We start from the raw sequence: 15430 nt of genomic DNA, 5'->3' as shown, positions 1-15430 counted from the left end.
GGTGTCCCCGTGTAGGCTTTGAAAGAATTTCACGCGTTTGTTTGTTCCGCGCAACTACGGCGTATCATCCGGCTGATCTCCTCCGCCAGCAGCGGCTTACTCAGGTAGAAGCCCTGACCAAAATGACAGCCGAACCGATTCAGACAAAACCCTGTTTTCTGCATGACCATAATCCCCGATTCAGCTTTCAGGGGGCCTGTCTGATGTGCCGTTCGATAATCGACTGCAGGCGCCCCTCCTCCTGCATCTGCCGGATCGCCGCATTGAAGCCTGCAAGAAATGCCTGCTTATAGTAGAAACGCCCCTTATCCCTGCCTGTGAACGCCAGATAGCCGTGTTCCCGGGAGACTTCAATGACCTCAAACACCCGCTGATAATCAACCTCAGGCGGGCCTTCATCCTCAAGACGCTGCAGTTCCATGAGGATGGAGATCCGGTCATTGATGTAACAGTCGTTCCGGCCCATCTTCATCGCCAGAATATTTACACGGTTTCCATGCGCATTTTTCTCCCAGATCAGGCCCTGCTGAATGGCGGCACGATAAGCATCGCCGCCCAGCAGGAAACCGGCATTGCGACCGATCACCAGACCGTAAAAATCCTCTGGCCAACGATTCAGTTCCCGGCTGGAAATGACCTCCTCACGGCAATAAACCACCACGGTTTCTTCCAGAATCGGCAGGGAATACGCATCAATGTAAGGACGATTTTCGCTGCTGTGCTTATAGGGCGGGTAGAGCGCAAATGCCGTCCCCTGTTGCAGCATAAGCAACCCTCGTTTCCAGGGCACAGTTTTAAGAGAGAGCCGGAAACCCGGCATCCGTTGCCCCGCCTCCAGAATAATATCCGCATAGATGCCCCGCGCCTCGCCATCCTCGCTGTAGGAATAGGGCGGGTAGTTGTCATCCCCATAGAGAATAACCTCTACCGCTTTATCCGCGGCCACGGCTGATCCGGTCATCAGTGCAACCACCAGCACAAAAGCGATAATGAACGGGTGCGACAAAACTACAACCATCTCTGCTACCCTCCAGGCGTACCTTCTAAAGCGTAGCTGTCAGTCGGCACATGGCAAACTCAGTCAGGGTCAGGGATGAGCTGGAAAAACGCTCAATCGAATCCAGCGGCCTGCTGGAACTGGCCGATCACTGAATCCCGGCAAACGCCTGCTCAACCTGCTGCAGGCGCTGCTCCAGATAATCGATCAGAAGCTGCAGTTTTTTGGTTTTGACCCGGTTGGGGTAGAGCGCATAAAGCGCAACCTCCGGCATCTGCCACTCGCTGAGCAGGCTGACCAGCGCCCCGCTACGGAGCGATTCGTAACACACCGAGCTGGGCATCACCGCAATGCCCATCCCCTTCAGAGCACATTTGTGCAGCATATCGAAACTGTTGGCACTGAGGCGGCTGCCGCTGCTCAGCACTACCTCCTCCTCACCCCGGACCAGCTTAGGGTTGGTATAAAACTCGTAGTTGTAGGTCATCAGGCAGTGCTGTTCCAGATCCTGCGGCGTGTGTACCGGACTGTGCTCAGCCAGATACTCCGCTGAACAACAGAGGTGCAGCCGGCTCGACATGATCTTCCGGCTGATCAGGTTGGAATCCTTCGGTGCCCCACCACGAATCGCCAGATCGTAGCCTTCATGGATAATATCCACGACCTCGTTGGTCACATTCAGCAGCAGATTGATCTGTGGATGCAGCAGGGCAAAATCGGAGAGGATCTCATTCAGCAGCCGGACCGAGATCTCCACCGGAATGGTCAGCTTCAGCTCGCCCGCCGGACGGATCTGATAGTTGCTGGTTTCCCGCTCGATCTCCCGTAACTGACTAAGCGGCCCCCGGCTCGCCTGATACAGGTAAGTCCCCGCTTCAGTCAGGCTGAGCTTGCGGGTATCACGGTTAATCAGTTGCACCCCCAGCCGCTGTTCCAGCAGTTTGACCCGCCGGCTCAGGGTGGCAATCGGCAGATCCAGTTGCCTCGCTGCCCGGGTATAACTGCAGTATTCCGCTACCTTATTAAACAGACTGATATCGTCGAAATTACCCATTCCAATCACCACTTTTCCAGATATGGAATAGAAATATCCATTTTTGACGATTGTTTCAATCAATATGAGATCTATAGTGGAGTAAACCCGATTTCCGGAGCCAGGTATCGCATGATCGAACTGAACCAGACCCATAACCCTGAACTGAGTAGTTGGCTCGAATCCGCCAACCGGGCAGACAGCGACTTCCCGATTCAGAATCTGCCCTACGCCTCTTTCCGACCTGTCGCCAGCGACCAGCCGTTTCGGATCGGCGTAGCCATTGGTGATCAGGTACTCGATCTGCAACAGGTTGCTCACGGTGGTTTGTTAACGGGCCTGCCTGCCGGGGTAATCAATGCCTGCAACTGTGAAACCCTGAAACCGTTGATGGAATTGGGGCAGACCTGCTGGTCAGCTTTGCGGGCGCGTCTGTCTGAACTGCTCAGCAGCAACGCCGACGCGGTAACTGTGGATAAGTTAAAAGCCGCTCTCTGTCCACAGGACGAGGTTGAGTATCAGTTACCCTGTCAGATCGGTGACTACACCGATTTTTACACCTCGATCCATCACGCCACCCGGGTCGGTTCCCTGTTCCGTCCCGATAACCCGCTACTCCCCAACTACCAGTGGATTCCAATCGGCTATCACGGCCGCGCCTCCTCGGTGGTGATCTCGGGGCAGGATTTTCAGCGCCCGCAGGGGACCCGGGCAGCGGATGCCCCCACCCCGACCCTCGGCCCCTGCCAGCGACTCGACTATGAGCTGGAACTGGGTGTGCTGGTCGGTACAGGCAACGCGCTGGGCAGCCCGGTGGGTATCGATCAGGCAGAAAGCCACATCTTCGGCCTCTGCCTGCTGAATGACTGGTCAGCACGGGATCTGCAGGCATGGGAATACCAGCCGCTGGGCCCGTTTCTGTCGAAAAGTTTCTTAACCTCGCTCTCCCCCTGGGTCGTAACGATGGAAGCACTGGCACCGTTCCGCGCCCCGTGGACACGCAGCCCGGATGAGCCGCAACCACTGGATTATCTGGATTCGCCGCAGGTACGCCAGCACGGCGCTGTGGATATTCGTCTGGCGGTGGAACTGGAAACCGCCCGCGATCGCGAAGCCAGCAGACCGGGCCAGCAACTCAGCCAGTCCAGCTTTGTTGATTCTTACTGGACCCTGTCGCAGATGCTGACCCACCACACCGTCAACGGCTGCAACCTGCAACCGGGTGATCTGCTCGGCAGCGGCACCCAGTCCGGCCCGCAGCCTGAGGAGTCCGGTTCCCTGCTGGAACTGAGTCAGGGTGGCAAACAGCCATTGCAACTGGCCAACGGCGAACAACGCACTTTCCTTGAAGACGGCGACCGGGTCACCCTGCGCGGCTGGTGCGAGGCCCCCGGCAGCCGACGCATCGGTTTCGGCAGCGTCACCGGCTGTGTGCTGCCCGCCCGTCCACACCATTAACCGACAGTCCGATACAGGTAGAAAAATGATAAATATAAAACAGATTCACCATGTAGCTTACCGTTGTAAAGATGCCAAAGAGACCGTCGGTTTCTATCAGGAATACCTGAATATGGATTTTCTGGTGGCTATCGCCGAAGACCGGGTGCCGTCGACGAAAGAACCCGATCCTTACATGCATGTATTTCTTGATGCAGGTAACGGCAATATCCTCGCGTTCTTCGAACTGCCCAACTCGCCGGAGATGGGCCGGGATCTGAACACCCCCGCCTGGTGTCAGCATATCGCCTTCGAAGTCGCCGATGAGGCCGCACTGCTGGCAGCGAAGGCAGAACTGGAAGGCAAAGGGCTGGACGTAGTCGGCGTCACCGATCACGGCATTATCCGTTCCATCTACTTCTTCGACCCCAACGGACACCGGCTGGAACTGACCTACCGTTGCGGTACCGAGCAGGAGTTACAACAGTTAGCTGAAGTCGCGCCGCTGATGCTGGAGGAGTGGAGCCAGACGAAAAGGGCGCCGAAGCACGCGGCCTGGCTCCATGAGAAAGAGTTCTCTGACTAAAAGCCGGAGTGACGTGTGATTCTGTACGACTACTACCGCTCCTCAGCCGCTTACCGGGTAAGAATTGCCCTCAACCTGAAAGGATTGAGCTATACCCGGGTGGCGGTGGATCTGCTCAGTGGCGAGCAGCGCAGCGACGCCTATCTTCGCCAGAACCCACAGGGGCTGGTGCCGGCGCTGGAAGATGAGGGACGGGTCTACCTGCAATCACTGGCAATCTGCGAGTACCTGGAAGATAAATTCAGCCAGCCTGCGTTGCTCCCGAAAGATATCCACAGCCGGGCCTGTGTCCGCTCACTGGCTCATCTGATCGCCTGTGATACCCATCCACTGAATAACCTGCGGGTACTCAACTACCTGCGCGATGAACTGCACGTTGATGATCAGCAGCGTCAGCTCTGGTATCAGCACTGGCTGCAACCCGCGCTCGAAGCCTTTGAGACACGACTACACCGATCAGGCCAGAGCGGCCTCTGCTGCTATGGCGACAACCCGACACTGGCAGATATCTGCCTGCTGCCGCAGCTCTACAACGCGCGGCGCTTTGCGGTTGATTTCAGCCAACTGCCCCTGATCTGCCGGATCGAGCAGCACTGCCTGTCACTGCCCGCTTTCCAGCAGGCCCACCCGGATCATCCGGGCTGAGGGCCTGTCTGTTCCAGCACTTATTTCAGACCACCGCGCTGCAACCAGGCAGCGTAGATTTCCGCGGGCCATTTGCTCTGAAAATAAGCGATCGCCGCTTCCTGTTCAGCCTCACTCAGAGTTCCGGCAAACCCCGGCATACTGCCGCCCAGCCGGACCCCGCCCTCTGCCACAGTATTTTTCAGCATCGCCAGTGGGTGATGCCAGGCATGCGCGGTACCGTTTAACGGTGGCGGTGGATAACGCCCATCGGCCAGAGGCTTGCGCCACTCTTGGGTACCCTGCGCACCGGCACCGTGACAGCGGGCACAGTTTTGCAGAAAGACCTGCTCCCCCTGTTCCAGCTGAGAGGGGGTATACCAGCGTCCGGGCACCTTCTCTTCGGTTTCGAGGCAGCCACTGAGCAGCCCAACCACACCCAGCAGAACCGGCAACCAACCGCGCGATTTAATAGTCGCTGTATTCACGGTAAACCTCCACCTGACCCTGCTGATCAACCGAGTACACCTTAAACGCCTGATGGGGTGCGCCCGGGCTATCCATACCCGGGCTGCCGGAAACCATGCCCGGCACCGTGAGTAACCGAATTTCCGGCTGCGCCAGCGCGGCTTTTATCGCCTGCGCCGGTACATGCCCCTCAATGACCTTGCCATTGATCAGAGCGGTGTGACAGGAGTAGCCCTGCTGCGGCACAGCATGTTGCTGTTTGATCGGCGTGACATCCTCCACCACACGGTCCAGCACCCTGAAATTATGCGCCTGCAGATGACTGATCCAGTCCTTACAGCAACCACAACTGGCGCTGCGATACACTTCTATTTCAAATTCACGTAGATCCTTGCCTTGCTGCCAGTAGGGATCACCGGCCAGCAGCGGCAGGGGAAGAAGACTGAGACAGAGCAGAAAATTTTTCTTAATCATCGTGGTTCCTTAAAGATTCCTCACCGGGGTTTTATCCACCCCGTTGAGTTGGTCGAGTATCGGGCAATGCGCATCGTGGTTTCCGGGGCAGGTGTCAGTCAGCCTGAGCAGCGCCGTTTCCTGCGCCTGCAACCGCGCGATCTGGGCCCTGATCCGGGCTAGCTTGTTCTGGAAACGGGCTTTCACCTCGGCCGAGCGACGTTCCGTCTGGCCCTGCAATGCCAGTAACTGTCGGCACTCTTCCAGCGAAAAACCCAACCCACGGGCACGGCGTATAAAGCAGAGCATTTCGACCTGCTGCTGGTTGTAATTGCGATAACCGTTAGCGGTGCGCTCGACAGCAGACAGCAGCCCTTTTTCCTCATAAAAGCGGATCGCTTTACTGCTTAAGCCGCTGCAACGGGCAGCCTCTGAGATATTCATGTTGATACTCCACGCAAAAATTGCCGCCACCGCCTCTGGCAGTGACGCTGAGATAATTTTGCAGGAAGCGTTGTCGCTCCCGGTGAATCAGATCACCGGAAAACGGGGAGGCCGGTCCTGTGGAACCGGAGAGAGCGAATCACTACTTTCAGTGTAAGGGGGGCTTGCCAGCCCGACCTGAGGCAGGTCCAGTACGACCATCAGCGGAATCCCGGAACAGAGATGCCCGGCGCAGGTACTTTGCTGATCACAACCGTTGCTGCCTTCGCACCCCGGCATCTCTGCCATGGCGTGACCCGGATCGGCGTCCATAGGCATCTCCACCGTTTGCGCAGCAGCCGGCAGAGGTGGCATCGGGCTCATCTGGAAACTTCCGGTGAGCAGGATAACCAGCATAAACAGAGTGAACAGGGAGGATTTCATGCGCTAACTATAGCCACTGCCAACCGCAGTGCACAACCCTCTTATTCGCGGTTAAACAGATAGTGCGCGATGGCACGCAGGTCCTCTTTACGCATAAACCCGGTCCCCTCACGGACCACTTCGCCCATACTGCCACCAAACGCATCACCATCATGTTTAACACCGGTCTGCAGCGCATAGGCCAGATCCAGTTCAGTCCAGCCATTGCGGGTCAGAGCCTGAGGCGTGATCGGCGGAACCTGACCGCCCCCGTCAAGCAGTGACCCGGCACCACTGAAAGGCGCATGGTGATCAATGGCGCCCAGCAGATTACGCGGCGTATGACAGGCGGCACAGTGACTGGCTGCCGTGACCAGATAAGCCCCCCGATTATACGCTTCGCTTTTATCCGCTTCGGCCTGAAACCGCTGTGGCTCAAAATAGAGCCCCTGCCAGAGAGTCAGACCAAAACGCAGATTGTAGGGGAAACCAAGCTGATGCTGCGGGGCCTTCCGGGCGACCGGCGGCACAGTCTGAAAAGCTGCCCAGAGGTCGGCAATATCCTGATCACTGAATCGGGTATAGAAGGTGTAGGGGAACGCCGGATAGTAGGGCTCCCCCTGTGGACTGATCCCGTGACGCAGGGCACGGCTGAAGTCATCAATACTCCAGCCTCCGATGCCGTGCTCCGGATCAGTCGTCAGGTTCGGGGCGACAAAACGGCCAAAAGGTGTTTCCAGCGCCGCTCCACCCGCCAGTGCAGCACCACCGTTAGCGAAGTCCGTATGACAGGCAATGCAGCCCGATGCCCTTGCCAGATAGGCACCGCGCTTAATATCGCCGGACAGCCCGTCCAGAGAGGGCAGCTCTGCCGGTTCAGGCCGCAGGCTGATGCCCGCCACTACCAATAGCGGAATCAGCCCCAGACTCAGCGCGAGCCCTTTTCTCATTTATCGTCCTCGACCCGATAACGGGTATGGCAGGAGGAGCAGTTATCACTGACCATTTTAAAGACCATTTCTACCGGCATCTGGCCGTATTCTTCGGCCGTATGCTGCCTGTGCTCAGTGCCGGATGAACCGCCCATCATACTGTCAGCACCCATCATATGACCCGACCCCATCATCTGGCCGCCACCCATCATCGAATCATCTTTAGCCGGGTCGCCGTAATTGTCTGCTGCACGGGAGAGCCCCTCACTGATAACGCCCAGACGCTGTGACATTTCTGAAAAACGCTGCCACTCCTCCCAGATCTCGGGTTTGGCTTCCGAAGGGTGCTGCAGGCTTCCTTCGGGAAACAAACGGGTCATATGCTCACCGGAGTGACGCCTGATCACCTCTGCAGCAGCCCTTACCCGATCAGCGTCATAGGGAGTCTGGCCTTTAAACATCGCCGCTACGGACTTCATCGCGTCTTTCATATCCTCCATCAGATCCATACGCTGCTTCACCACACCGGTAGCACCACCGTGGGCATGAAGGTTCGGTGTATTCAGCGCCAACACAGACAGCAGTACACAATTCAGTGTGGTTTTAATGCTCATGGAGTTCTCCGTTGTAATTTTTGTTTCGGAACAGCCGGGCTACGCATGCAGCCTAAGCCTTCCCGTAACGGGAAGGTCAAGTATATAGCGCCTTGTCAGTGGCGGAAATGACGCAGAGGCGGTGAAGTGGCGACCGTACTCTGCAGAATCATACGACTCATCGCATACTGGCTATACTCATGTCAGTGCCCTTAATTAGCGCACGTTCAGTTAATATTCGCTCAGGCTGATGGATCATGGCCGCTTTTAATACCTTACCGGCACCTGTCCCACTGTCCGAGCTGTGTGCCGAACCGGTTTCTGAGTTGTTGCCATGCGCCTGTCCCTTTCCATGTTAGCCCTGTTACTGATCAGCCTGAATCTGCCACCGAACCGGGCAGATGCGGCTTCGTTACAGATTCTCACCGTCGATGAGCCACCCAGTAACTATCAGGTCGAACAGAATGGTACCCTCCTCCTGAAAGGTTTCGCCGTAGAGATCGTTCAGGCGATCCAGAAAAGCCTCGGTGACTATGCCGCCATCAACCTGCTACCGGAATCCCGGGTCATACATATGGCGATGAAGCAGCCGAACATTGCCCTATTCAGTATCTCGCGTACCACCGGGCGGGAAGCCCAGTTTCACTGGATCACACAGGTCGGGGTCAAACAGTGGGTTTTCTATGCCCGGGGAGACTTCAGCGGGCAACCCCGCAACCTTGAAGCGCTGGATCACACGCTGCGCGTTGCGGTGGTCAGAGGCGATATTCGGGAAAGCTGGCTGCAGCAGCAGGGGTTTACTAACCTGCTGCTGACCGCATCCCCCGGCCAGAGTCTGCGTCTGTTACGTCAGGGGCGAGCCGATCTGGTGCTTTATGAACCGCAGGGCGTGGCCTACGCCAGCCGGCAGCAGGCATTCGCCGCCGATGAGTTTAAACCGCTGTTTACGGCCCACCGCGCACCGATCTACCTCGCCATGTCGAAAGGTACCCACCCGAAAACGGTACAACGCTGGCAAGCCGCCGCTGAAAGTCTGCACCAGTCCGGCGTGGTCAGGGCCATCAATCTGCGCTGGGCAGATATTATCCGCCAGCAGTGGGGCTATGAATGCCAGTTAGTAGATGACCTGCTGCATTGCTGAACACAGGCTGTAAAGCCCGATCTGTTTGCAGAAGCCTCTGCGCTGGCGTGAGCAGACGACCCCGGTTTTCTTAAAGCCCGGATAAGCCCTGCTACCACGCTGCCCCCTTTTATCTGTAGTCTTTTAAACAATTGTTTGTTTTTGCTAACCGAATCCAGCATGCCTATCTATGCTTATTCAGGCATCACCGGGCGACCTCCGTTTTGAAGTGAGGGTGCAGGGCTTACGGAGACTCTCAGTGATCGCTCTCTGCTAACGATTAAACTGAGGCAAGATCATGGACAGAAGAAGTTTTATGCGTTTGAGTCTGGCGGCCACTGCCAGCGGAGTTCTGATTCCCACCGCCGCACTGGCATCTGACAAGATGAGCGGAGCCGGCGGTATCTACTACACCAAAGAACAACCGGGGCGCTGGGCAGCGAAAGCGGGCGGCCACGTACCGCTGATTACGCTGCAGAAATCCGGTGCGGATACCATGGTGGAGGTCGTCACACCCCACGAGATGAAGGAATATGAGCACTTTATCGTCAAACATATCCTGCTGGATAAGGACTACGGTTTTATCGATGAACTGATGTTTGACCCGACCAAAGATGCTCAGGCCCGCTCCGAGTACAAGCTGACCGGTTACACGGGTGCAATCTATGCGTTGAGTGTCTGCAACAAGCACGATACCTGGCTGAGTATGGCCGAAGTCTGACGACACTCCTTAACCGGCCCGACAGCCATTGTCGTCGGGCCGGGATCCGTTATACCCGGAAACTGGCCACCATAGTCTGCAATCTCTCTGCCTGCAGGGTCATCTGCTGACAGGCCTCTGCGGTACCGCGTGCACCGTCGGCGGTCTGGCTGCCCACATCGCTGATCGACTGTACGTTACGTTCAATCTCATTCGCGACCATGGTTTGCTGCTCGCCGGTCGCCGCAATCTGGGTATTAAACTCGACAATACGGGAGATGGCGGTGGAGATATGTTCCAGAGTCTGACCGACCTCGGCGGAGTTCGTCACAGTCTGGCCGACCTTCTCATGGCTGACCTCCATCGCCTGTACCGCATCGCTGACGCCGGATTGCAGCCGGTTGATCATATCCTCAATCTCGGCGGTCGCATCCTGAGTACGTTTTGCCAGGGTACGGACCTCATCCGCCACCACCGCAAACCCCCGCCCCTGCTCTCCGGCACGGGCGGCCTCGATCGCCGCATTCAGAGCCAGCAGATTGGTTTGCTCGGCCACCCCTTTGATCACATCCAGCACCTGAGTGATGCTGTCGCTGTCTTTAACCAGCAGGTGGATCACCTGCATCGCCTTATCCATATCCTGAGATAACTGGCCAATATCCGCCAGCGTGTTGCTCACCAGCCGTTGCCCCTGAACCGCCTGCTGATCAACCTCTTCACTTTCCTGAGAGGCGATCTGGGTCCGGTCAGCCACCTCCTGCACACTGACCACCATCTGATTGATCGCCGTGGCCACCATATCGGTCTCACGACGCTGAGTCTCCACCGCTTCGCTGCTCTGCTGAGCGATACCGCCCACCTGACCGGCCTGAGAGACCACGGCAGCCACCGTGGTAGTCACCTCTGAAAGCAACTGATGCATCCGCTCGGTCATCTGGTTAAAGCGCTGCGCCAGAGTGCCCAGCTCGTCGGTATTGCTGATCTGTACCCGGCAGGTCATATCGCCGTCAGCCACACCATCCGCCGTATCCAGAATCGCCTGAATGCTGTTACGGACCGAGAAGTTAAACGCCAGCATCAGGTAGTTAGTGACCAGAAAGATCAGGATGATGCTGCTGAGTAAGCCGATAAAATAGCCGTTTTCTGCCTGATCACGGGCTTCAAGGCGGTCTGCCACATATTCAAGCGCTCCGTAGATCAGAGCATAAGCAGCCCGGCTGGTTGCGGAATCCTGCTGATAATATTCACGCCAGTCGTGGTTCAGATCCTCTTCCACCAGCAGGGTGTTATCGAAGCGCTCAGTACCCTGTTTCAGCCTGTCGCTGAGCTGATTGGCCAGCGCTACCAGTTCACTGCCAAACTGCCCCTGCGTCGCAAAAATCGGCCGCAGAGAGCTTTCCAGCCGGGTCTGGTCTTCCAGCAGTGAATCCATCACCTGATTCATAATATCCATCAGGTTAGAGTTGAGCATGCCGGATTTCATCACCTGTGCCGAGAATGCACGTTTCTGGCCCTGATTTTCCAGCAGCGATTCCAGACTATCGAGGGCGATCTTCATCAGAATAAAGTTATTCGGATCGCGGTCCTGATAGACCCCGGTCTCGTAGCTTAAGCGGTGTACCAGAATCCAGCTCTCCAGCACCAGACTGTTATTTTTCACGAACAGGAAGGCACTGTCTGCGGCGCCTACATGGTTCTTCTCCTGCACCATCTGCCGCAGTTTATCCATCTGCTGCATGAGCGTCGTCGAAGCCCCGGTCCCCAGACGTTGCTGTAACTGCTCCAGCCCTTGCAGGTATTCCTGCTTGAGCCCGGCGCGTTCATTCTCAAGCTCGACACCGCTGCCCTGAATAACCGCCAGATCACGCAGCTCAGAAGCCAGTTCCACCTGTTTGATGGCCTGACCCAGTGAGTTGATACCCAATTGCCCGGTCCGGGTCATCTGCCGTGATTCAGCGATCTCATTGAGCTGCAGATAAGCCAGCCCCAGCAACGGAATCAGAAACAACAGGTTGATCAGGGAGAATTTATAGAGGTAGTTCATTCTGTTCATCAGGCGGATCGCCGGAGACAGCAGCAAGGTAAACATAAACAGAGTCCTGTGATTATTCTTGTTGTAAAGTGGCCGGGATTCAGCCATCAGGCCATCGCACTCAAACACCCCGAAGCGCCGGTTGATCGTGCCTTTTGCCGTCAACCAGAACACCTTGCGGAGCGGTCTTTATTGGTACGCGCTACAGGCCGGCATGACCATTACCGCAGCAGCCAAATACCTGATAATTTCGGACAGTGGGTTATCTACAGGGGGGAGCTCGCAACGAGCGGGCTTAAACAGAACCGGGGATGGGAGGATTAATCATTTTCATTCGAGGCAACCCGCCAGACCATAATCTGCTCGATTTTCTCTTTGGCCAGATCAATATCCACTTTGACTGGCTGATCGGTCTGACGACGCCCCTGGGGATTGTGGCGGGAAAACTTATGGTTGCGCTCGAAGCGTTTGCGGGTTTCGGAATCTTCACGCCGGTCGTAGATCGATTTGCGCCGCTCAGGTCCCTCATAACGGGCAAACATCTCTCGCTTCCACCACTCTTCCGCTTCCATCAGGGTATGCAGATTCGGGCTGAGCTTCTCACCAGAATCGCCAGTCCAGTAAAACACGATATCGGAATCGTAGAGATCTTTAACTAACTTCATAGGTACACCAGTAACCTCCATCCGGGAAGTAACTACCAAACACCCTGCGCTGATAGCGTCAAACCCCCACCGCAAGGCGGGATTTAATTAAGATACGCTACTTGGCCGGGCGGGAAAAGTGTATCGGTGGCTTTGGCTGACAGTCCACCTCCAGCCGGAACAGATCCGGCCTGCCATAATGACCCGCCACATCCAGTGACTTCCGCGCCTGACGTGCGGCTTCCGGCTCAATATCCGCATACAGGATTTCCGCACGCTGATGCAGCGGGCCGGCAACGACGCCACCAAACGGCTTCACCACCACCGCATCACCGGGATTGATCCACTCCTGCGGATCAAACAGCTCGTCACGCCCGGGGAAACTATCCGGGATATCCGATCCCTGCAGCGCCGTGGCGGTGCTGAGCACCCAGCACCCGCCTTCACGGGCAATATGATTCATGGAGGCCAGCCAGGTATCGCCACAATCCCAGGTCGGGGCCAGATAAAGGTCAATATTCTGGGCATAGAGCGCAAACCGTGCCAGAGGCATATAGTTCTCCCAGCAGATCAGACAACCGATGCGCCCCAGCGGGGTCTCCACCACCTGCAGACCTGATGCATCCCCCATCCCCCACACCATCCGTTCGGGGTTAGTGGGCAGAAGCTTACGGTGGCGATTCAGTATTGTGCCGTCATCACCGATCACCACCAGCGTGTTGTAAAGGGTGGTGCCGCTGAATTCTGCATCCCGTTCGTTCATGCCTACCACCAGCACCATCTGATGGTCTGCAGCGGCCTGACATAAAGGTGCCAGATCACCACCGCTGATGTTGACCGCATTCTCTCGCAGCAGGGCATGTAACTGGTTACCCAGCGCCATATCGGCTCCGGGTTTCAGCCGCCAGATCCAGGTGGGATATCCGGGCAGGTAGGCCTCCGGAAACATCAGCAGCCGGGCGCCGCTGGCCGCCGCTTCCTCCACACACTCCACGGCACGTTGCAGGCTTGCCTGCAGATCCAGCAGCACGGGCGGTTTCTGGCTAATCGCCACTTTGATACTCATCGCAATGTCCCCGCTGATTCAGGAAACCTGCAAGTCAGTCCTTTATAATGCTCTGCATCTCCCTAAACGTGCAGATACAGGGCGCCGTTCGCAGGTTCATCGGTACTTTTGAGCCTAGTCCTGATTGCCGGGTTCGACCATAAACCAGCGGCTACAACTATTCGTAGCGGCGTATCGAAAAACAAAAAAAGACTTTAACCGTTTCTACATAGATAGCCGTTAATTTAAACGCCAACCGCTAACGCGATCCTTTACAAGCGACATTAAGACAACATAAATTAAACAGAGTCATGGCCGTTTTACGAACATATCCTCTTGCTTTGTAAGGACATTTCAAACAAAGCAATAGTTATCTAAAGGTTCCTGACCGGTCTATGATTGTAGTTATGCCTCCGGAAAGAGGCAGTTAGCTTGAAAGGAATTTCATAAGCAGCTAATGACAAGGTACTAACGCAGTCCTGTCACCCTTTTTACGGATTACTGTATGGCAGATCAGATACATTATCTGGAACAGGAGCTGACCCAACTGTTACAAACCGACAGTGGGCTGTTTCGGTTTCTTGAGTCCTCCACCCTCGACGGCCTCTGGTTCTGGGATCTGGAAAACCCCGATAACGAATGGTTCAGCGAAGGTTTCTGGAAAACACTCGGCTTTGACCCCGCCGGGAAAAAGCATCTCGCATCGGAGTGGCAGGATCTGATCAACCCGGATGATCTGAAACTGTCGCTGGAAAATTTCCACGCGCACTGCGCCGATCCCTCGCACCCGTATGATCAGGTAGTGCGCTACCGGCATCAGGATGGCTCCACTGTCTGGGTCCGCTGTCGTGGTATGGCGATCCGCAATGCCGCCGGCAAGCCGATCAGGATGCTGGGGGCGCATACCGATATCACCAGCCAGAAAAATATCGAAGAGCGCTATCTGCATAATCTGAAATCTCTGGAGCAGCAGTACGCAGAAACCCGGCTCGCGCTGGAAGAGATCGATCAACTGTTCCATGCGATGCCCGACGCGGTGTTACAGGTGGATGCCGATGGCAATATTGTCCGCGCCAACAGCGCCGCTACCACCCTGTTTGGCTACAGCCAGCAAACCCTCAGCAGCATGAAGGTTGAGCAACTGATTCCGAAACAGCACCGGGAAGGCCATATCAGACACCGCCAGGCGTACAGCGCCGATCCGTCGATCCGCGAGATGGGCCAGCGCGGTAAAGAGTTTTTCTGTCAGACTAAAAGCGGCGCTCAGGTGCCGGTCGAGATCAAGCTCAGTCCAGTGAAAACCCGTTTCGGTATGAACACCATCGCCGTGGTGCGCGATATCTCAGAAAACGAATCACTGAAACGCAATCTGGAGAAGACCCGGCGGGTCAACAAGGATCTTTATTCTCAGGCCACCACCGACTCGCTCACCGGCATTAACAACCGGGCCTGTTTCAATGAACGCGCGGCGGTGGAGTTTCTCCGCGCCAGACGGCTGTTCCTGAAAGCCTCGGTGATGATGATCGATATTGACGACTTTAAACGGATCAATGATGAACTCGGCCATCTGCAGGGGGATCTGGTTCTGAAGAAGGTGGCCGATCTGATTAAAGGCAACGTCCGCGAATATGATATCTTTGCCCGCTACGGGGGTGAGGAGTTTGTGGTTTATATGCCGGAAACCGCTGCGGATACCGCACTGGAAATCGCCGAGCGTATTATCCATACCATCCGCAACCACCGGGATCTGGATGAGATTCAGGGGATGGAAAAGCTGCCAACCCTGAGCATCGGGCTAGCCGAACTGGAGGCTGAAGATTACTCCCTGACGCCGCTGATTGAACGGGCCGATAACGCGCTCTATGATGCCAAGCGTTCTGGCAAAAACCGGGCAATCGTCTATTCCCGAAATCATTAACC

At 56.2% G+C, this 15430-nt stretch carries 18 protein-coding genes; 6 read left to right on the top strand and 12 right to left on the bottom strand.

The window, feature by feature from the left end; translation table 11 throughout:
• Window positions 1-29: 29 nt before the first annotated feature.
• From QUD59_RS08550 to QUD59_RS08540, 3 genes are all read right to left on the bottom strand, one after another.
• Window positions 30-164 (bottom strand): hypothetical protein, encoded by a 135-nt coding sequence (locus QUD59_RS08550; RefSeq protein WP_286240837.1) that lies wholly within the window; start codon window positions 162-164, stop codon window positions 30-32.
• A 23-nt stretch (window positions 165-187) separates the two neighbouring features.
• On the bottom strand, window positions 188-1018 hold the full coding sequence (locus QUD59_RS08545) for a substrate-binding periplasmic protein (RefSeq protein ID WP_286240834.1): 831 nt from the start codon (window positions 1016-1018) through the stop codon (window positions 188-190).
• 127 nt (window positions 1019-1145) lie between these two features.
• On the bottom strand, window positions 1146-2051 hold the full coding sequence (locus QUD59_RS08540; protein WP_286240832.1) for a LysR family transcriptional regulator: 906 nt from the start codon (window positions 2049-2051) through the stop codon (window positions 1146-1148).
• A 111-nt stretch (window positions 2052-2162) separates the two neighbouring features.
• Between QUD59_RS08540 and fahA the strand changes: the two genes are divergently transcribed.
• The 3 genes from fahA to maiA are packed head-to-tail and all read left to right on the top strand — an operon-like array spanning window position 2163 to window position 4698.
• Window positions 2163-3488: a fumarylacetoacetase gene (gene fahA / locus QUD59_RS08535; protein WP_286240831.1), complete on the top strand. Its 1326-nt coding sequence runs from the start codon at window positions 2163-2165 to the stop codon at window positions 3486-3488.
• A 25-nt stretch (window positions 3489-3513) separates the two neighbouring features.
• Complete coding sequence (locus QUD59_RS08530; RefSeq protein WP_286240829.1) at window positions 3514-4053, top strand: VOC family protein; 540 nt, start codon at window positions 3514-3516, stop codon at window positions 4051-4053.
• A gap of 15 nt (window positions 4054-4068) precedes the next feature.
• On the top strand, window positions 4069-4698 hold the full coding sequence (maiA, locus tag QUD59_RS08525; RefSeq protein WP_286240828.1) for a maleylacetoacetate isomerase: 630 nt from the start codon (window positions 4069-4071) through the stop codon (window positions 4696-4698).
• A 20-nt stretch (window positions 4699-4718) separates the two neighbouring features.
• On the opposite strand, the gene QUD59_RS08520 is transcribed toward maiA, so the two are convergent.
• The 6 genes from QUD59_RS08520 to QUD59_RS08495 all read right to left on the bottom strand — a co-directional run bounded on the left by QUD59_RS08520 (window position 4719) and on the right by QUD59_RS08495 (window position 7990).
• Window positions 4719-5165: a c-type cytochrome gene (locus QUD59_RS08520; RefSeq protein WP_286240824.1), complete on the bottom strand. Its 447-nt coding sequence runs from the start codon at window positions 5163-5165 to the stop codon at window positions 4719-4721.
• Window positions 5146-5619, bottom strand: a complete 474-nt coding sequence (locus QUD59_RS08515; RefSeq protein ID WP_286240823.1) for a DUF411 domain-containing protein — start codon at window positions 5617-5619, stop codon at window positions 5146-5148. Before QUD59_RS08515 ends, QUD59_RS08520 begins: the two co-directional genes overlap by 20 nt.
• 9 nt (window positions 5620-5628) lie before the next feature.
• Window positions 5629-6042 carry a Cu(I)-responsive transcriptional regulator gene (cueR, locus tag QUD59_RS08510; RefSeq protein ID WP_286240821.1) on the bottom strand — a complete coding sequence of 138 codons (414 nt, stop codon included), beginning with the start codon at window positions 6040-6042 and terminating at the stop codon, window positions 5629-5631.
• Window positions 6043-6129: 87 nt separating this feature from the next.
• The gene (locus tag QUD59_RS08505; RefSeq protein WP_286240820.1) at window positions 6130-6465 is read right to left on the bottom strand and encodes a hypothetical protein; all 336 of its coding nucleotides are present in this window, start codon (window positions 6463-6465) and stop codon (window positions 6130-6132) included.
• 41 nt (window positions 6466-6506) lie between these two features.
• Window positions 6507-7394: a c-type cytochrome gene (locus tag QUD59_RS08500; protein WP_286240819.1), complete on the bottom strand. Its 888-nt coding sequence runs from the start codon at window positions 7392-7394 to the stop codon at window positions 6507-6509.
• Window positions 7391-7990, bottom strand: a complete 600-nt coding sequence (locus tag QUD59_RS08495; RefSeq protein ID WP_286240818.1) for a c-type cytochrome — start codon at window positions 7988-7990, stop codon at window positions 7391-7393. The genes QUD59_RS08500 and QUD59_RS08495 overlap by 4 nt, the downstream gene beginning before the upstream one ends.
• 313 nt (window positions 7991-8303) lie before the next feature.
• On the opposite strand from QUD59_RS08495, the gene QUD59_RS08490 reads away from it, so the two are divergent.
• Together QUD59_RS08490 and QUD59_RS08485 are read left to right on the top strand one after the other, a co-directional pair.
• Window positions 8304-9110, top strand: a complete 807-nt coding sequence (locus QUD59_RS08490) for a substrate-binding periplasmic protein (protein ID WP_286240817.1) — start codon at window positions 8304-8306, stop codon at window positions 9108-9110.
• Window positions 9111-9387: 277 nt separating this feature from the next.
• Window positions 9388-9810: a desulfoferrodoxin family protein gene (locus QUD59_RS08485; RefSeq protein ID WP_286240816.1), complete on the top strand. Its 423-nt coding sequence runs from the start codon at window positions 9388-9390 to the stop codon at window positions 9808-9810.
• Between the two features lie 49 nt (window positions 9811-9859).
• On the opposite strand, the gene QUD59_RS08480 is transcribed toward QUD59_RS08485, so the two are convergent.
• The 3 genes from QUD59_RS08480 to QUD59_RS08470 form a co-directional block, all read right to left on the bottom strand.
• The gene (locus QUD59_RS08480; protein ID WP_286240815.1) at window positions 9860-11986 is read right to left on the bottom strand and encodes a methyl-accepting chemotaxis protein; all 2127 of its coding nucleotides are present in this window, start codon (window positions 11984-11986) and stop codon (window positions 9860-9862) included.
• A gap of 155 nt (window positions 11987-12141) precedes the next feature.
• Complete coding sequence (locus QUD59_RS08475) at window positions 12142-12486, bottom strand: hypothetical protein (protein ID WP_286240813.1); 345 nt, start codon at window positions 12484-12486, stop codon at window positions 12142-12144.
• Between the two features lie 97 nt (window positions 12487-12583).
• Window positions 12584-13531, bottom strand: coding sequence for a carbon-nitrogen hydrolase family protein (locus QUD59_RS08470; protein ID WP_286240811.1), 948 nt, complete (start codon window positions 13529-13531; stop codon window positions 12584-12586).
• 484 nt (window positions 13532-14015) lie between these two features.
• Here QUD59_RS08470 and QUD59_RS08465 point away from each other — a divergent pair, with 484 nt between their 5' ends.
• Window positions 14016-15428: a GGDEF domain-containing protein gene (locus QUD59_RS08465; RefSeq protein WP_286240809.1), complete on the top strand. Its 1413-nt coding sequence runs from the start codon at window positions 14016-14018 to the stop codon at window positions 15426-15428.
• The last annotated feature ends 2 nt before the right edge of the window (window positions 15429-15430 follow it).

The organism is Neptuniibacter halophilus, from assembly GCF_030295765.1.
Lineage (GTDB): Bacteria > Pseudomonadota > Gammaproteobacteria > Pseudomonadales > Balneatricaceae > Neptuniibacter > Neptuniibacter halophilus.
This window is presented reverse-complemented; position numbering and strand designations above follow the sequence as displayed.

What these genes read in the sequence shown, in the direction of transcription:
- QUD59_RS08550 (WP_286240837.1), bottom strand. Translation starts at nt 164, where the DNA reads ATGCAGAAAACAGGGTTTTGTCTGAATCGGTTCGGCTGTCATTTTGGT.
- QUD59_RS08545 (WP_286240834.1), bottom strand. Translation starts at nt 1,018, where the DNA reads ATGGTTGTAGTTTTGTCGCACCCGTTCATTATCGCTTTTGTGCTGGTG.
- QUD59_RS08540 (WP_286240832.1), bottom strand. Translation starts at nt 2,051, where the DNA reads ATGGGTAATTTCGACGATATCAGTCTGTTTAATAAGGTAGCGGAATAC.
- fahA (WP_286240831.1), top strand. Translation starts at nt 2,163, where the DNA reads ATGATCGAACTGAACCAGACCCATAACCCTGAACTGAGTAGTTGGCTC.
- QUD59_RS08530 (WP_286240829.1), top strand. Translation starts at nt 3,514, where the DNA reads ATGATAAATATAAAACAGATTCACCATGTAGCTTACCGTTGTAAAGAT.
- QUD59_RS08515 (WP_286240823.1), bottom strand. Translation starts at nt 5,619, where the DNA reads ATGATTAAGAAAAATTTTCTGCTCTGTCTCAGTCTTCTTCCCCTGCCG.
- cueR (WP_286240821.1), bottom strand. Translation starts at nt 6,042, where the DNA reads ATGAATATCTCAGAGGCTGCCCGTTGCAGCGGCTTAAGCAGTAAAGCG.
- QUD59_RS08505 (WP_286240820.1), bottom strand. Translation starts at nt 6,465, where the DNA reads ATGAAATCCTCCCTGTTCACTCTGTTTATGCTGGTTATCCTGCTCACC.
- QUD59_RS08500 (WP_286240819.1), bottom strand. Translation starts at nt 7,394, where the DNA reads ATGAGAAAAGGGCTCGCGCTGAGTCTGGGGCTGATTCCGCTATTGGTA.
- QUD59_RS08495 (WP_286240818.1), bottom strand. Translation starts at nt 7,990, where the DNA reads ATGAGCATTAAAACCACACTGAATTGTGTACTGCTGTCTGTGTTGGCG.
- QUD59_RS08490 (WP_286240817.1), top strand. Translation starts at nt 8,304, where the DNA reads ATGCGCCTGTCCCTTTCCATGTTAGCCCTGTTACTGATCAGCCTGAAT.
- QUD59_RS08485 (WP_286240816.1), top strand. Translation starts at nt 9,388, where the DNA reads ATGGACAGAAGAAGTTTTATGCGTTTGAGTCTGGCGGCCACTGCCAGC.
- QUD59_RS08475 (WP_286240813.1), bottom strand. Translation starts at nt 12,486, where the DNA reads ATGAAGTTAGTTAAAGATCTCTACGATTCCGATATCGTGTTTTACTGG.
- QUD59_RS08470 (WP_286240811.1), bottom strand. Translation starts at nt 13,531, where the DNA reads ATGAGTATCAAAGTGGCGATTAGCCAGAAACCGCCCGTGCTGCTGGAT.
- QUD59_RS08465 (WP_286240809.1), top strand. Translation starts at nt 14,016, where the DNA reads ATGGCAGATCAGATACATTATCTGGAACAGGAGCTGACCCAACTGTTA.